The 14,874-nt window shown below is 67.6% G+C and carries 15 protein-coding genes; 3 read left to right on the forward strand and 12 right to left on the reverse strand.

Annotated features, from left to right (window positions below):
* Positions 1-96: 96 nt before the first annotated feature.
* Entirely contained in the window at positions 97-564 is a 468-nt protein-coding gene (locus tag AB6806_RS15965; RefSeq protein ID WP_133565880.1) for an MmcB family DNA repair protein, read from the reverse strand.
* A 189-nt stretch (positions 565-753) separates the two neighbouring features.
* On the opposite strand from AB6806_RS15965, the gene AB6806_RS15970 reads away from it, so the two are divergent.
* Positions 754-2,640: a TRAP transporter large permease gene (locus tag AB6806_RS15970; protein WP_142022323.1), complete on the forward strand. Its 1,887-nt coding sequence runs from the start codon at positions 754-756 to the stop codon at positions 2,638-2,640.
* A gap of 9 nt (positions 2,641-2,649) precedes the next feature.
* Here AB6806_RS15970 and AB6806_RS15975 read toward each other — a convergent pair whose 3' ends face one another.
* The 10 genes from AB6806_RS15975 to AB6806_RS16020 all read right to left on the reverse strand — a co-directional run bounded on the left by AB6806_RS15975 (position 2,650) and on the right by AB6806_RS16020 (position 12,431).
* Positions 2,650-3,618, reverse strand: a complete 969-nt coding sequence (locus AB6806_RS15975) for a 2-hydroxyacid dehydrogenase (protein ID WP_210245675.1) — start codon at positions 3,616-3,618, stop codon at positions 2,650-2,652.
* Positions 3,619-3,671: 53 nt separating this feature from the next.
* Positions 3,672-4,349, reverse strand: coding sequence for an RraA family protein (locus AB6806_RS15980; protein ID WP_038364631.1), 678 nt, complete (start codon positions 4,347-4,349; stop codon positions 3,672-3,674).
* A 68-nt stretch (positions 4,350-4,417) separates the two neighbouring features.
* Complete coding sequence (locus AB6806_RS15985; RefSeq protein WP_038364633.1) at positions 4,418-5,206, reverse strand: ABC transporter permease; 789 nt, start codon at positions 5,204-5,206, stop codon at positions 4,418-4,420.
* The gene (locus AB6806_RS15990) at positions 5,203-6,045 is read right to left on the reverse strand and encodes an ABC transporter permease (protein WP_142022324.1); all 843 of its coding nucleotides are present in this window, start codon (positions 6,043-6,045) and stop codon (positions 5,203-5,205) included. Before AB6806_RS15990 ends, AB6806_RS15985 begins: the two co-directional genes overlap by 4 nt.
* Positions 6,042-7,097: an ABC transporter ATP-binding protein gene (locus tag AB6806_RS15995; RefSeq protein WP_370954917.1), complete on the reverse strand. Its 1,056-nt coding sequence runs from the start codon at positions 7,095-7,097 to the stop codon at positions 6,042-6,044. Before AB6806_RS15995 ends, AB6806_RS15990 begins: the two co-directional genes overlap by 4 nt.
* Before the next feature lie 21 nt (positions 7,098-7,118).
* On the reverse strand, positions 7,119-8,174 hold the full coding sequence (locus AB6806_RS16000; protein ID WP_038364639.1) for an extracellular solute-binding protein: 1,056 nt from the start codon (positions 8,172-8,174) through the stop codon (positions 7,119-7,121).
* Between the two features lie 78 nt (positions 8,175-8,252).
* Positions 8,253-9,080 (reverse strand): creatininase family protein, encoded by an 828-nt coding sequence (locus AB6806_RS16005; protein ID WP_038364642.1) that lies wholly within the window; start codon positions 9,078-9,080, stop codon positions 8,253-8,255.
* Between the two features lie 44 nt (positions 9,081-9,124).
* The gene (locus AB6806_RS16010) at positions 9,125-9,952 is read right to left on the reverse strand and encodes an ABC transporter permease (protein WP_166652887.1); all 828 of its coding nucleotides are present in this window, start codon (positions 9,950-9,952) and stop codon (positions 9,125-9,127) included.
* Positions 9,949-10,902, reverse strand: coding sequence for an ABC transporter permease (locus AB6806_RS16015; RefSeq protein WP_133560527.1), 954 nt, complete (start codon positions 10,900-10,902; stop codon positions 9,949-9,951). Before AB6806_RS16015 ends, AB6806_RS16010 begins: the two co-directional genes overlap by 4 nt.
* A complete protein-coding gene (locus AB6806_RS16020; RefSeq protein WP_038364649.1) occupies positions 10,899-12,431 on the reverse strand; it encodes an ABC transporter substrate-binding protein in 1,533 nt (510 codons plus the stop codon). The genes AB6806_RS16015 and AB6806_RS16020 overlap by 4 nt, the downstream gene beginning before the upstream one ends.
* Positions 12,432-12,670: 239 nt before the next feature.
* Here AB6806_RS16020 and AB6806_RS16025 point away from each other — a divergent pair, with 239 nt between their 5' ends.
* Positions 12,671-13,429, forward strand: a complete 759-nt coding sequence (locus tag AB6806_RS16025; RefSeq protein WP_210245676.1) for a GntR family transcriptional regulator — start codon at positions 12,671-12,673, stop codon at positions 13,427-13,429.
* Between the two features lie 96 nt (positions 13,430-13,525).
* Here AB6806_RS16025 and AB6806_RS16030 read toward each other — a convergent pair whose 3' ends face one another.
* A complete protein-coding gene (locus tag AB6806_RS16030; protein ID WP_112761506.1) occupies positions 13,526-14,296 on the reverse strand; it encodes an SDR family NAD(P)-dependent oxidoreductase in 771 nt (256 codons plus the stop codon).
* A gap of 129 nt (positions 14,297-14,425) precedes the next feature.
* Here AB6806_RS16030 and AB6806_RS16035 point away from each other — a divergent pair, with 129 nt between their 5' ends.
* On the forward strand, positions 14,426-14,761 hold the full coding sequence (locus tag AB6806_RS16035) for a GIY-YIG nuclease family protein (protein WP_142022326.1): 336 nt from the start codon (positions 14,426-14,428) through the stop codon (positions 14,759-14,761).
* Positions 14,762-14,874: the final 113 nt, after the last annotated feature.

The raw sequence follows: 14,874 nt of genomic DNA on the forward strand, positions 1-14,874 counted from the left end.
AAGCGGCTGTGAATTAGTATGAGAGACGGATCATCATCTGTGATATGAATTCACGATGGGGCGCCCCGCCACGCGCAACGCAGCCGTCTCCGACGCTCAGCCCGCGCCGGGCGGGTCCTCGAGCAGCGCCAGCCGCCCCGCCGCCAGCTTCGCGAAAGCGATGGTCAGCATCTTTCGGCGCGCCGGCGCGAGCGGATGGCGCGGCGGCTCGCGCAGCAATTCGCCGCCATAGGCGTCCGCGACGATCAGCCCGACATCATCAGGCAGGATCTCGCGCGGGAATTCCGGCGCCACGGCGAAGAGAAAGCCGTCGCAATAGTCGCGGTAATCCGGCCATTTGCCGTCGACCCGGTAATCGGCGAGCCCGGACTTGACCTCGACCACCCAAAGCTCGCCCGCGGGCGACAGCGCGACGATGTCGCCGCGTCGGCCATTGGCAAAGGTCATCTCCTTGACGATGGCATGGCCGCGCTCGCGCAGATGCCGGCTGGCGCCCCGGCAGACGGCGCGGGTGATATCCGGCCGCGCCGGCGGTGGGTTGAGAATGGCGTCGGTGAGAGACATAGCCCATGTTCTCTCTTTGTTTCCAAAAAGGCAACCCGCGAAGCTGCTTGACGGGATATCGGCCTGAGCCAGGCGGCCGAACGCATCGAGGTGCGTGCATGCCGAACGGGAGAACCCGACGTTACGGCTAGTCTCCCGGACCCACCCCGGCCTATAAGGGCTCAAAATACGATAAGCGGAAACGTCTCGATGGATGCTCACGGCGCAAGCCTGCCGATTTCGGCGGATGTTTCCGCGACCGCGCTTGGGCGCGCTGCCGCCCCTGTCGAGCGGGTGCTCGGCCTGCTGGTCGAGACGATCGCGGCGATTCTGGTCGTCGTCGAGATCTCGCTGCTCGGCGCCGGCGTTCTGGCGCGTTACGTCTTCCACGCACCGCTGGTGTGGTCCGACGAGCTCGCCTCGATCCTGTTCCTGTGGCTGTCGATGCTCGGCGCGGTGATCGCGCTCAGGCGCGGCGAGCATATGCGCATGACCGGCCTTGTCAGCCGCGTCTCGCCCGGCACCCGTGCGGTGCTCGAGGCGCTGGCCATCACCGCCGCGATCGCCTTCCTGCTGATGATCCTGCCGCATGCGCTGGAGTATGCGGAAGAAGAGAACTTTATCGTCACCCCGGCGCTGGGGATCTCCAATGCCTGGCGTGCGGGCGCGCTCCCCATCGGCATCGCCCTGATGCTCGTCGTCGCCTGCTTGCGCCTCGTCCGCTTCGGCTCATGGAAGCCGGTGCTGCTGGCGGGCGCCGTCACGCTCGCGCTCGTCGTCCTGTTCTGGCTCGCCGGCCCAATGCTGAAGCCGCTCGGCAAGCTCAACCTGATCGTCTTCTTCGTCGGGGTCGTCGCCCTCAACGTCTTCTCCGGCGTGCCGATCGCCTTTTCCTTCGCCCTCGCCACCTTCGGCTATCTCGCCTGCACGACCTCGACACCGATGCTCGTCATGGTCGGCCGGCTCGACGAGGGCATGAGCCATCTCATCCTGCTCGCCGTCCCCCTCTTCATCTTCCTCGGCGCCCTGATCGAGATGACCGGCATGGCGCGCGCCATGATCCAGTTCCTCGCCTCGCTGCTCGGCCATGTCCGCGGCGGGCTGTCCTATGTGCTGATCGGCGCGATGTATCTGGTCTCCGGCATCTCCGGTTCGAAGATCGCCGACATGGCCGCGATCGCCCCCGTGCTCTTCCCGGAAATGCAGAAGCGCGGCGCCAAGCCCGGCGACCTCGTCGCGCTGCTCTCCGCCACCGGCGCCCAGACCGAGACGATCCCACCCTCGATCGTGCTGATCACCATCGGCTCGGTCACTGGCGTCTCGATCGCCGCGCTGTTCACCGGCGGCATGCTGCCCGCCGTCGTGCTCGGTGCTGCGCTCTGCGTCGTCGTCTGGTGGCGCTGCAGGGGCGAGGATCTCAGCAACGTCACGCGCTTCTCCCGCCGCGAGATCGCCAAGCTCGCCCTGATCGCGGCACCCGCCATCGCGCTGCCCTTCGTCATCCGAGCCGCCGTCGTCGAGGGCGTCGCCACGGCGACCGAAGTCTCGACCATTGGTATCGCCTATGCGATTCTGGCGGGCCTCCTGCTTTACCGCCAGTTCGACTGGCGGCGCCTGCCGAAGATGCTGGTCGAGACCGCTTCCCTCACCGGTGCCATCATCTTCATCATCGGCTGCGCCACCGCCATGGCCTGGGGCCTGACCCAGTCCGGCTTCTCGCGCGACCTCGCCCAGGCCATGGCCGCCGTGCCCGGCGGAAGCTGGGGCTTCCTCGGCATCTCGATCGTCGCCTTCACCGTCCTCGGCTCGGTGCTGGAGGGCATCCCGGCGATCGTGCTGTTCGGGCCACTCGTCTTCCCCATCGCCCACCAGCTCGGCGTGCACGAGGTCCATTATGCGATGGTCGTGATCTTCGCGATGGGCATCGGCCTTTTCGCCCCGCCCTTCGGCGTCGGCTATTACGGTGCCTGCGCCATCTCGAAGATCAACCCCGACGATGGCCTCAAATACATCTGGGCCTATATCGCGGCCCTTCTCATCGGGCTGCTGATCGTCGCAGCAGTCCCGTGGATATCGATCGGCTTCCTCAGGAGTTGAGGCTGCCGGTCAGACGACGATGTCGCGCTCCGGCACGGGCTCGCCGCGCGAGACATGCACCATGTTGGCGAACATGCGCTTGACCGTCGGCGCGAAATTATCGGCCGCCATGGCGGCGAGATGCGGCGTCACCACGATATTGTCGAGGGTCAGCAACTCGCTGTCCGGCGGCAGCGGCTCAACCGAATAGACGTCCATCGCGGCGCCCGCGATCTCCCGCGCCCGCAGCGCCGTGACCAGATCGGCTTCGTTGACCACCCCGCCGCGGGCGACGTTGACCAGCACCGCCGTCTTCTTCATCGCCTTGAGGGCGGCAGAATCGATCAGGTTCGTGGTTTCCGGCGTCAGCGGGCAGTGCAGCGAGACGACATCGGCCTCCGCCAGGATCTGCGCCAGCGAGGCATGGCTGACGCCGAGCTCGGCCTCCTCAGCGGCGCTGAGCGGCGTGCGCTTGCTGTAGAGGATCTTGCAGCCGAAGCCCTTGAGCAGCTTCGCGACGTTCTTGCCGATGGCGCCGAAGCCGACGATGCCGACCGTCTTGCCGGAGAGCATGTAGGTGTCGCTGGGCAGCTTGCCGGTCGCCCAACGGCCCTGTCTCAGCTCCTCATGGCCATAGGCGATGAAGCGCAGCGAGGACAGCATCAGCCCGAGCGCGAATTCGGCGACCGGAACGGCGTTGGAGCCGGTGGTGCGCGCGACCCTGATGCCGAGCTCCTTCGCAGCGGCGATGTCGATGTTGTCGTAGCCGACGCCCCATTTGTGCAGGAGCTTCAGCTTCCTGCCCGCCGCCAGCACCTCGCGCGAGACGCCGACCTGCCCGGAGATGGCATAGTCGGCCTCGGCGATGATCTCCTTCATATGCTCGTCGCCGCGCGCCGTGCCATGGGTCAGGACGAAGCCCGGCGGCAGGAGCGCGCGCAGGCGGTCGGCGCGCTCCGGCGTCGTCATATCGAGCAGGACGATGGTCTCAGACATCATGGGATTCCGGTCTTGAAGGCGAAGGTGTCGTGGGGGCTTCGGGACGAGGCGGCTCAGCCGTTCTGGGCCAGCGCGTCGAGCACCATCTTGGTGGCGCCGGAGATGTCGCCGAGCTTCTCGCCGGCCTTGACGCGGTTTTGCGTCTTCTCGCCGCGCTCCTGCCGGGCGATGGCCGCGTCGGCGATCGCCTCGGCCTCCTCGCGGGGCAGCACCAGCACGCCGGATTCGTCGGCCAGGATCACGTCCCCCGCCTTCACCGGCACATTGCCGCAGGAGATGGGATGGTTGAGCGTGCCGCCGAGATTGTAGAGGCGGGTGGTGATCGGCGACATGCCGCGGCACCACATCGGGAAATCGGAATCCTGGATCTCGGTCAGATCGGTGCAGGGGCCGTCGACGATGCCGCCGAGCGCGCCGGCCGCCTTGGCCGCGACGGTGACGCCGCCGCCCCAGCAGGCGTGCTTGTCGTCACCCAGGCGGTCAACGACGAGGATGTCGCCGGGCCGGAGCAGCCCGAGCGCGTGATGCAGCAAAGTCGAATCCTGGCCGGGAATGGCGAGCGTCACCGCCGCGCCGGCGATGCGCTTCGTGCGCAGCAACGGCTGGATGCCGCGATCCATGAAGCCCCAATGCTGGGAGTGGCCGACGGTCGCGGTCTCGACCTTCAGCAGCTTCTCCACGAGCGCGGCCGGAAGCTGCTCGGGCATGGGGGCGATGCGGTAATCGGGCATGGTGTCTTCTCCTGAGGCATGATGCCGAAAAGTGGGGACCGGTTTTCGGACGACATGATGCTTCCAAGCTATCGTCCGACGGCGCGGGCGACGCCGACAAGGCGTTCGACCGCGACGACGACGATCAGCGTGGCGATGATGAGAACGACCGAGAGCGCCGCGATCAGCGGGTCGGTGCGGCCTTCGACATAGCGCACCATCTCGACCGGCAGGGTCGAGGCGCGCGGGCCGGCAATGAAGAGCGAGATCACCGTCTCGTCGAAGGAGAGCAGGAAGGACAGGCAGGCGCAGGCGATCAGACCCGGCGCCGCCAGCGGCAGCGTCACGCGCCGCACCACCCGCCAGGGCGTGGCGCCGAGCGTCGCGGCGGCCGCCTCGATGTCGTGCGGCAGGTTGGCGAGGGCCGTCGCCATCATCCGGATGACGAAGGGCACCGTCACCGTCATATGGCCGAGGACGAGGCCGGGCAGCGTCGCGGTGAGCCGGAGCGGCGTGAAGAACAGCAGCAATGCGAGGCCGGTGATCAGCGTCGGCAGCAGCAGCGGCGCGAGGAAGAAGCCGGTCAGCGCGTCCTTGCCGCGGAACTCGCCCTTGGCCAGTGCCAGCGCGGCGGGCACGCCGACGAGGAGCGAGCACAGCGTCACCACGCTCGCGACCTGCACGCTCAAGCCAAGCGCCGACAGCAGCGGAGCATTGCCGGCGAGCGCCTGGAACCAGCGCAGCGAGTAGCCCGAAGGCGGGAACAGGATGAAATTATCCGCCGAGAAGGCGAGCGTGAAGACCACGACGATCGGCGCCAGGATCAGCGCATAGACGAGTGCCGCGATGCCGGAGAGGACGGGGCCGGCGCCGTTCATCGCCTCAGCCTCCGGGCCAGCAGGTTGGAGAAGGCGAGCAGCACCAGCAGGAGCACGAGCGTGTAGAGCGCGAGCACCGCGGCCGCCGGCCAGTTGGTGTTGGTCGTCGCCTGCTCGAAGATTTCGGTCGCCAGCACGAAGACACGCCCGCCGCCGAGCAGTTTCGGCGTGATATAGGCCGACATGGAGAGGACGAAGCCGAGCCCCGCCGCCAGCACGATGGCGGGCAGGCTGAGCGGCAGCGTCACGCGCAGGAAGGTTCGGAACGGCGAGGCACCGAGCGAGCGCGACGCCTCCTCCAGCGTCCGGTCGAGCTGGCCGAAGCCGGCGAGCAAGGCGAGGAGCATGTAGGGCATGATGCTCTCGGCCAGGCCGATGGTGACGCCGGTCCAGTTGAAGACGAGCTTCAGCGGCGCCGAGATCAGGCCGAGCCATTGCAGCAGGCCGTTGACCAGCCCGCGGTCGCCGAGAATGGCGAGCCAGCCGAAGACGCGCACGACACCGGAGATCAGCATCGGCAGGATGGCGATCACGGCCAGGATGCTGCGCCAGCGCGAGGTCGTGCGGAACAGGAAAAGCGAGAGCGGATAGGCCAGGGCCAGCGCGATCGCCGTCGCGACGAGCGAGAGCCAGAGCGAGTTCCAGGTCAATTCGAAGGTGAAGCCGTCGGCGAAGGTGTCGGCAGCCGTCTTCAGCGACCAGGCCTCGACCAGCGCGCCGGTCGGGCCGACTTCGTTGAAGGCGTTGCGCAGCAGGAGCAGGGTCGGCCAGGCATAGATGGCCAGCACGAAGAGTCCGGCCGGTACCAGCAGCAGCGGCAGTCGACGCGTCGCGCTCATGGCGCCTCGCGCGGGAAGGGCAGGCTGTCCTGCGCCCGCCAGATAACCGCGACCTCGGCGCCCTCAGCCAGCGCCGGGCTGCCCGACGGCATCTCGACCGTCAATTGCCCGCCCGCGCCCTCAACCAGCACCTCGACATGGTCGCCGACGAAGACACTGCGCAGGATGCGCCCGCTCACTCGGACATTCTCCGCGCCGACCGCCTCCGAACGCTGAACGATGCGCATGCGTTGCGGCCGCACGAAGACGTCGAATTCCCCGCTGGCGGGAGCGGTGACGGGCTGCGGTTCGTTCCAGAGCAGGACCTTGCCGTCTGGACCGCGCGTCGCCGGCAGGGCGTTGGCGCGTCCGACGAATTCGGCCACGAAGCGGGTCGCCGGGCGCTCGTAGATATCCTCGGCCGTGCCGATCTGGGCGATGCGGCCGCGATGCATCACGGCGATACGATCGCACATGGTCAAGGCCTCGACCTGATCATGCGTGACGAAGAGCGTGGTGATGCCGAGCGAGCGCTGGATCGAACGAATCTCGTGGCGCATCGCGTCGCGCAGCTTGGCGTCGAGGTTGGAGAGGGATTCGTCGAGCAGCAGCACGGAGGGGTGGATCACCAGCGCGCGAGCCAGCGCCACGCGCTGCTGCTGCCCGCCGGAGAGCTCGCGCGGGCGGCGCTGGTCGAGCCCCGCGAGACGGACGAGCGCCAGCGCATCCTCGACCTGCCGCGCGATCTCGGCCTTCGGCCGGCGACGCTCTTCCAGCCCGAAGGCGACGTTCCCAGCCACGCTCAGATGCGGAAACAGCGCATAGGACTGGAAGACATAGCCCATATTGCGCTTGTGAGCCGGCAAACTGGTAATCGCGGCGCCATCGACATGGATTGCGCCGCGATCGGGCTCGACCAGCCCCGCCAGCATCCGCAAGGTCGTCGTCTTGCCGCAGCCGGAGGGGCCGAGCAGCGCGACCGCCTCGCCCTTCTCCACGGCGAGCGAGACGTCGTCGACTGCGACAGAGGCGCCATAGCGCTTCTGCAGCCCGGCAAGTTCGAGATAGCTCATCGTCGCTTACCCGTTGCCCGCTCAGCGCGCCGCCGCGATGACCTCGCGCCGCCAGCGATTGTTCCACTGGTCGCGCACCTTGAGGATGTCGTTCCAGTCGAGCGGGATCATGGTGGAGCGGCTTTCCGGCGCGGCGGCGGTGCGCGCGACGGCCTTGGCGTCGATCTGGGCCTTGGCGTTGGTCGGCGCGTAGAACATGCGCTCGGTGAAGGCCTTCTGCGCCGGCTGGGAGAGGGCGTGTCTGACGAAGGCGGCAGCGGCGGCGCGGTTCTTCGAGCCGGCGCTGAGGTTGATGGTGTTGATCTGGAAGACCGAGCCCTCGGGCGGCAGCAGCGTGCGGATCTTGCCGTTCGACTGATCGCCATAGAGCTGCGAGCGGGCGTTCCAGCCGGTCGCGACCTTGACGACGCCGTTCAGGATCAGCGAGTAGCCGTCCGGATTGGGCTCGAAGGTGTTGACCGAGGGGGCGAGCTCCCTGAGCTTCTTCATCGCGGCGTCGATCGATTTGCGATAGTCGCCGCCTTCCATCTTCTCGACCATGGCGGTCAGGGCCAGGCCCTGGATGTTCGGCGGGGCCGAAAGGGCGATCTGGCCCTTCAGATCCGGGCGCCAGAGATCGGCGAGTTTAGCGAGCGGCGGGGTCAGCGCCGCATCATAGACCAGCACGAGATGGTCGAAGGTCACGGCCGGACCGAACTCGCCACCGGCCTTGCGCGCCTCCGGCAGCAATTCGTCGAGCACCGGGAACTCGGCCGGGGTGAGCTTCTCGAACAGGCCCTCGAGATTGCCGATGCTGGAGGTGGTGACGTCCATGATCGAGACGTCGATCTGCGGGTCGGCCTTCTGCGCGCGGATGGTGCCGACCATCTGGGCCGAGGTGCCACCGGGTACGAAATTGACCTTCACGCCCGGATTGGCCGCGATGAAGGGCTCGATCACCGCCTTGGTGTAGTTGTCCTGGAAGATGCCGGAATAGGATTGCAGGGTGATCTGACCGCTGAGGCCCTGCGCGCGCAGAACGGCCGGCATGGCGATGGTCGCAAGACCCGTCTTGAGGATGAGGCGGCGTGTCGGCATGGGGACCTCCTGCAACTGGCGAGTGCGAACGCTGGGCATGGGCGAGCCTGCCGCGGGCGACCGCGGCAGGCGGAATCGTCAGGCCGAGACCTTGCTGGCGAAATGCGCGATGAAACGGGCGCAGATATCGGTCAGCTTCTCGGTGAGGGCAGCGCCCGTCTCGGCCGAGCACAGGCGCGGATCGCCCTTGGCGACGCCGAGATTGTAGACCTCGTCGTATTCGTTGGGCATCGCGACCTCATGGCCCTCGAAGCTCGCCGTGCCGAGGCCGGTGAACTGCAGATCGAGAACCGGGTCCTTCTTCAGCGGCTTGCCCTCCGGGATCAGGTCCTTGCGGATCAGCTCGGGGAAGAGGTGCAGGCCGATCGAGGTCAGCGGATCGGAGCCGTGTCCGGCGACCGCCGCCGCCTTGTCGGCGCCGCCGAGGATGCCGGGCAGGAGGCCGTAGCCGATGCGCCAGAGATAGAGGCTCGGCAGCACGATCTGCTCGCGCAGATAGAGCTCGCGCGCGACCTCGGCGATCGGCCCGACATTGCCACCATGGCCGTTGATGACGATGATCCGCGTCAGGCCGTTGCGGTGCAGCGACTCGACCATCTCGGCGATGACCTGTGTCAGCGTCGCCTGCGAGATGGCGATGCCGCCGGTCATGGCGCCGAACCAGTCTGCCCCACCGAAGGGCAGGACGGGCGCCACCAGCGTGCGCGTGCCGGCCTTGGTGGCGCGGATGGCGGCGAGCTCGGCGATCTTCTCGGCGAGGAGATAGTCGCCCATCGGCGCGTGCGGGCCCTGATCCTCATGGCTGCCCATCGGCAGCAGGATGACCGGGTTCGCTTCGAGAATCTGGCGGGCCTCCCCGCCCGTGATCGTCCCCATGTGAACGAGGGGATCTGTCTTGGCGGCCATGGCTTCGTCCTTCCTTCAGGCTTGATCTTGATAGAGCGGTGAGATCAGTGCTCCGCCGTGCGCGGATCGAGCAGATCGCGCAAGGCGTCGCAAAGCAGGTTCATGGCGAGGATGGTCAGCGTCAGCGCGGCGCAGGGCCAGAGCAGCAGCAGCGGGGCCTGCTCCATCGTCGCCCGCGCGCCGCGGATCATCAGCCCCCAGGAGGGCGATGGCGGCACGACGCCGAGGCCCAGGAAGGACAGACCGCTCTCGATCACCACCGCCGCCGCGACCGCCAGCGAGAACTGCACCAGCAGAGGGCCGGCAATGTTCGGCAGCACGGTGCGGAATAGCAGATGCGTGGAGGTGGCGCCGAGCGCGCGGGTCGCCTCGACATAGTCGCGGCCCTTCACCGCCAGCACCTCGGCATAGGTCACGCGGGCGAAGCCCGGCACGTAGAGCACCGAGAGCACGAGCAGCAGCGTGCCTGCGCCCGGTCCGAGCAGCGTGACCACCAAGAGCGCCAGCAGTACCGGCGGAAAGCACATGATGATCTCGACGCTGCGCACGGTCAGGAAGGCGCCCCAGCTCCGGGTCCAGCCGCCGATCAGGCCGAGCGTGACCCCGAAGAGGCCGGCGACAACAGCCGAGGCGAAGGCGACGGAGAGACTGGTGCGCGCGCCCCAGATCAGGCGCGAGAGCACGTCCCGGCCGAACTCGTCCCGGCCCAGCCAGGAACCCGACATCGGGCCGGCGAGGCGCTGGGCGACATCCTGCCGGATCGGGTCCGGCAGCGGCAGGAGCGGGGCGGCGAGCGCGACGAGCACGATCAGGCCGACGACGCCGGCGGGCAGGATCAGGCGCCTCAGGCCCTTGGCGCGTGCGAGCCTCATGCCTGCACCCGCGGGTCGATCGCCGCATGGAGGAGCTCGACGGCGAGGTTGATCAGCAGGAACAGCACGGAGATCGTCAGGATGATGCCGACCACCATCGGATAGTCGCGCCCCTCGACCGCCCGCAGCAGCGGCGTGGAGAGGCCCGGCCAGTTGAAGACATATTCGACCAGCACGGTACCGCCGAGCAGCGTGCCCATCTGCAGGCCGAGCACGGTGACGACCGGGTTCAGGGCGTTGCGCAGGACATGCACCACGAGGACGCGGCGGGGCGACAGCCCCTTGGCGCGGGCGGTGCGGACATAGTCATGGGCGAGCGCATCGAGCGTCGCCGCGCGCGTCATGCGAAACAGCACCGCCGCCAGGCCTTTCGCGATCGCGATGGCGGGCAGCGTCAGCAGCTTGAGATGCTGCGCCGGATCCTGGGCGAAGGGAACATAGCCGCCCGCCGGCATGAGCCGCAGCGTCTGCGCCAGCAGCAGCACCAGCAGCGTACCGACGACGAAGACCGGCACGGCGAGCAGCAGCGCCGTGATCCAGGACGCCGCGCGGTCGAAGGCTCCGCCGCGATGGACAGCCGCATAGACCCCAGCCGGCACGCCGAAGATGACGGCGATGACGGTGCCGGCGAGGATCAGTTCTAGCGTGCGCGGCAGCCGCAGCCCGATCTCCTGCAGCACGGGGTAGTCATCGACGAGGGAGTTTCCGAGATCGCCGCGCAGCAGACCCGCGAGGAAGTTCCCGTATTGCGTGAGCAGCGGCAGGTCGAGGCCGAGCTTCTCGCGCAATTCCGCGACGGAGGCAGGATCGGGCGCCGCGCCCGAGGTCGAGAGCAGGAGCTCTGCCGGATCGCCCGGCACCATGTGCAGTGCCAGGAAGACGATGGTCGCGACCACCCAGGCCATCGCCAGCGTCAGCAGGACCCGCCGTGTCAGCCAGGCCGTGCTCATCCGAAATAGGTCTGCTCGAGCATGTTGCCGGAGGAGTTCGTCAGGGCGCCGGGCAGGTTGACGAAGCCCATCACGTTCTTGTCCATGCCATAGCCCTGCTGGCGCCAGGCGAGGCCGACCAGCGGCACCTCCTCCAAGGCGGCGGCCTGCATCTCCTTGTAGATCGCGACGCGCTTGGCCTGGTCGAACTCGGCCCGGCCCCGCGCGAGGGCCGCGATGGTGCGGGGCGCATCGACCTTGAAGGAGCGGCCATGCGCCGGCGACAGCGTGGTGTCGAGCACCACCGTCAGCCCGTCCGGATCGTTGTTGTCGGAGGAGACGCCGTGGATCGCCATGTCGTACTGGCCGCGCATGCCGCGGCTGACGCGGGTCGACCAGTCCGGCAATTGCAATTCGCACTGGATGCCGACCGCTGCCAAATGCTGCTGGACGATCTCGGCGGTGTCCTTGTGCATGCCGAACTGGGCGGTCGACAGCAGCGTCGTCTGGAAGCCGTTGGCGAAGCCGGCCTCGGCCAGCAACGCCTTGGAGCGGGCCGGATCGTAGTTCCAGCCATGGGCGAGCTTGTCGTCGTACCAGGGTGTGCCCTCGACGATCGGCAGGCCTTCGAGCGGCTTGCCGCGGCCGAAGAAGGCAGCCTTGACGATGTCCTCGCGGCGCACGGCATGGGCGACGGCGCGGCGCACGCGCGGGTCGTTGAAGGGCGGCTTGGTGCCGTTGAAGAGCACGTCCATGAACGGCCCTTCCTGGTTGTCGAGCTTGAGGCGCGGATCGGCCTCCACCGCCGCCATCGACTGCCAGGGCACGTATTCGATCATGTCGACATCGCCGGACATCAACGCCGCGTTGCGCAGGTTCTCGTCGGCATAGACGACGAATTTGATGCCCTTGAGCTTGGGAAAGCCCGGCTTGTAGAACTTGTCGAAGGCCGCGAGGTCGAGCGAGGTGCCGCGCTCCTGCCCGACCAGCCGGAAGGGGCCGGCGCCGATCGGCTCGTTCGCCGTCGATTTCCGCGAGAGGATGAAGGTGTTGTAGTTGCCGAACCAGCTCGGCAACGTCACCAGCGGCTCCTTGGTGACGAGACGGACCGTCGCCGGATCGGGAATCTCGACGCGCTCAATGCTCTGGAACTGGGCGCGCATATAGGCGGTCGATTTCTCGCCGGCGATCTGCTCGATCGACCATTTGACGTCGTCGGCGGTGACCGGGTCGCCGTTCTGGAAGACGCAGCCCGGGCGGAGCTTGAAGACCCAGGCCCCCTCGGCGTCACGCGACCAGGATTCTGCGAGCTCGCCGCGCAATTCCCCGTCCGGCCCGTAGGAGACGAGGCTGCGATGGATCAGCATCTTGACCGTGCCGGCCGAGGCGCCGGTCGAGACCCAGGGCTGGAGATTGGGCGGAAAGGCGGAAAGGCCGTAGCGGATGATGCCGTTCGCGCGCTGGGCCTGCGCGGACTGCCTGAACAGGGGCGAAACCAGTACCGGAGCGGCAAGACCGGCACCCAAGAGAGAACGGCGGGAGATGCTCATCGGCTGATCCTCTGCTCTGGCTGGCGCGCGTGCTGCTGATCTCCGCGTCAGCCCGCGATGTGCAATCGCCATGCCGTGCCCGGCCGACGGCAGCCGCTCGAATGCGGCGCCCGACAGGCCAAAACAGCATGAATCACAGTCGGCAGGTGCACGGTTTAACGTTCCCCGGCGCAAGTCGCGCGCCACAGAGGACGCGCCCTTCGCTTCTGATGCGTCACGTATACGTGGCGAATTTTTTGATGTCCACCGCCAACTCGGCATGGCATCATGTCGAAAAGGAATACGGTTTTCGGGACGATACGCTCATGGCGATGATCGAGCTTCAGGACGAGCCCGCCGAAGAGCGCGGCCGGCCGACGCGCGAGCGGGTCTATCTCTATGTCCGCGAGCAGATCCTGCGCGGCCGCTTCGTGGGGGGCTCCTTCGTCGAGGAAGAGCAGATCTCCTCGGCGCTGGGCGTCTCGCGCACGCCGGTGCGCGAAGCCTTCCACCGGCTCGAGGCCGAACGCTTCATCGATCTGCTGCCGCGCCGCGGCGCGCTGGTGCGGCAGGTGACGGCGCAGGAGCTCATCGATCTCTACGAAGCCCGGCGGATGATCGAGAGCCACGCCATCAGCCGGATCTGCCGTGAGGAAATCCCGCTGCCCGCCGAAATGGGCACCATCCTCGCGCAGCTCGACGAGCGGCCGGAGGGCGATTATTTCGGCCGGATCGAGCTCAACCGGAACTTCCATTTCGCCATGGTCGCCGCTGTCGGCAATGTCGTGCTGTCCGAGCTCTACCAGTCGCTCGGGGCGCGCCAGCAGCGCGTCGCGATGACGGCGATCAGCACGGATCCGAGCCGGATCGCGCGCATCCGCAAAGAACATCACGCGCTCATCGAGGCGCTGAGCGAGTATGACGAGGCGAAGGCGCTCGGCATCCTCGAGCAGCATCTGCGGCCCATCATGGGCGTGTTGTCCCAGCTTCCGAACCGGACCGCGCCGGAATCGCCCTGACCGGCGCGGAGTGCCAAGGCTCAAGAGGTCGCCCGGCCGCCCGACAGGTCGAAGACGCCTTCCGGCGCCGTGGCGTGATCAAGTATTAGGACGCCGTCAGAGCGACGAGACGAGGTGGCCGCCATCGACCTCCACGGTCGAACCGGTGATGTAGCTGCCGGCTTGCGAGGCGAGCAGGAGCAGCGCCCCGTCAAGCTCCTCGGGCCGGCCCAATCGCCGCTGCGGGATGCGGCGGATCAGGTTCTGGCCGGGCTCGCTGGCGAAGAAATCGCGATTGATGTCGGTCTCGATATAGCCGGGGCAGAGCGCATTGACCCGGATGCCGTCACGGGCCCATTCCAATGCCAGCGCCCTGGTGAGCTGGATCACGCCCGCCTTGGAGGCGGCATAGGCACTGACGCCGCCGGCGACGCGATGGCCGAGGATCGAGGCGATGTTCACGATCGCCCCGCCCCGGCCGGAGGCGCGCATGCCGCGCGCGACCGCCTGCGCCACCAGGAAGACGCCCTTGAGATTGGTGTCGAGGACGCGGTCCCATTCCTCCTCGCCCAGTTCGGCGGCCGGCGCGGCGCCGCTGATTCCGGCATTGTTGATCAGGATGTCGAAGGAATGGCCTTCCAGCGCTGTCCGGACGGAGCGCGCATCGGCAACATCGAGCGCGAGGCCCTGCGCCTCCCCGCCGGCATCAGCGATCTCCGCGCAGGCACAGTCGAGGGCAGCCTTGCGCCGGGCCGCCAGCGTCACGGCGACACCATAGCGCGCGAGCAGCCGCGCAAAATGAAGGCCGAGACCGCCGGAAGCTCCGGTCACGAGCGCGGTCTTGCCGGACAGGTCGCCGAAGAGAAGGACAGGTTCGCTCTCGCTCATCGGTCAACCTTCGGACGAGCGGAGCCGAGGATCAAGCGGCGGCGTTGCCGATAATATACCCGGATAAATTTCTTGCCCCATTAACATCCGGGTTATATTACGCATCCCGATCCCTCGACGAGGCCGGCCATGCGCAGTGAAGAGAAGAAGGCGGCCGTTGCCGCCTACAAGGAACGCAAGACGGCGGCGGGCATCTATCTGCTGCGCTGCGAGCCGAGCGGCCAGCGCTGGGTCGGCCGCGCGACCGATCTCGGCAGCATCGAGAACCGGCTGCGCTTCACCTTGCGCCACCGCAGCCATACCCATCGCGGGCTGCAGGCCGCCTGGGACGCGCATGGGCCGGAGGCCTTCCGGCTGGAGGAGCTGGAGCGGCTCGACGAGGAGAGCCTCTCCTATGTGCGCGACCGCCTTCTCAAGGAACGGCTCGGCCATTGGCTGGCGAAGCTCGGTGCCGAGGCGATCTGACATCCAGCCTGGATCGGTGGCGTTCCGGCATGGATCCCGGGTCAATCCCGGGATGACAATTCGGTTCCCGTGTGAAATCGATGCAATCTCAAAAGCAAAAGGGCTCCGGAGCG

Source organism: Allobosea sp. RCC_152_1 (assembly GCF_041360765.1).
Lineage (GTDB): Bacteria > Pseudomonadota > Alphaproteobacteria > Rhizobiales > Beijerinckiaceae > Allobosea > Allobosea spartocytisi.

What these genes read in the sequence shown, in the direction of transcription:
- AB6806_RS16010 (WP_166652887.1), bottom strand. Translation starts at nt 9,952, where the DNA reads ATGAGGCTCGCACGCGCCAAGGGCCTGAGGCGCCTGATCCTGCCCGCC.
- AB6806_RS15985 (WP_038364633.1), bottom strand. Translation starts at nt 5,206, where the DNA reads ATGAACGGCGCCGGCCCCGTCCTCTCCGGCATCGCGGCACTCGTCTAT.
- AB6806_RS15970 (WP_142022323.1), top strand. Translation starts at nt 754, where the DNA reads ATGGATGCTCACGGCGCAAGCCTGCCGATTTCGGCGGATGTTTCCGCG.
- AB6806_RS15965 (WP_133565880.1), bottom strand. Translation starts at nt 564, where the DNA reads ATGTCTCTCACCGACGCCATTCTCAACCCACCGCCGGCGCGGCCGGAT.
- AB6806_RS16005 (WP_038364642.1), bottom strand. Translation starts at nt 9,080, where the DNA reads ATGGCCGCCAAGACAGATCCCCTCGTTCACATGGGGACGATCACGGGC.
- AB6806_RS15990 (WP_142022324.1), bottom strand. Translation starts at nt 6,045, where the DNA reads ATGAGCGCGACGCGTCGACTGCCGCTGCTGCTGGTACCGGCCGGACTC.
- AB6806_RS16035 (WP_142022326.1), top strand. Translation starts at nt 14,426, where the DNA reads ATGCGCAGTGAAGAGAAGAAGGCGGCCGTTGCCGCCTACAAGGAACGC.
- AB6806_RS16000 (WP_038364639.1), bottom strand. Translation starts at nt 8,174, where the DNA reads ATGCCGACACGCCGCCTCATCCTCAAGACGGGTCTTGCGACCATCGCC.
- AB6806_RS16030 (WP_112761506.1), bottom strand. Translation starts at nt 14,296, where the DNA reads ATGAGCGAGAGCGAACCTGTCCTTCTCTTCGGCGACCTGTCCGGCAAG.
- AB6806_RS15975 (WP_210245675.1), bottom strand. Translation starts at nt 3,618, where the DNA reads ATGATGTCTGAGACCATCGTCCTGCTCGATATGACGACGCCGGAGCGC.
- AB6806_RS15995 (WP_370954917.1), bottom strand. Translation starts at nt 7,097, where the DNA reads ATGAGCTATCTCGAACTTGCCGGGCTGCAGAAGCGCTATGGCGCCTCT.
- AB6806_RS16015 (WP_133560527.1), bottom strand. Translation starts at nt 10,902, where the DNA reads ATGAGCACGGCCTGGCTGACACGGCGGGTCCTGCTGACGCTGGCGATG.
- AB6806_RS15980 (WP_038364631.1), bottom strand. Translation starts at nt 4,349, where the DNA reads ATGCCCGATTACCGCATCGCCCCCATGCCCGAGCAGCTTCCGGCCGCG.
- AB6806_RS16020 (WP_038364649.1), bottom strand. Translation starts at nt 12,431, where the DNA reads ATGAGCATCTCCCGCCGTTCTCTCTTGGGTGCCGGTCTTGCCGCTCCG.
- AB6806_RS16025 (WP_210245676.1), top strand. Translation starts at nt 12,671, where the DNA reads ATGTCCACCGCCAACTCGGCATGGCATCATGTCGAAAAGGAATACGGT.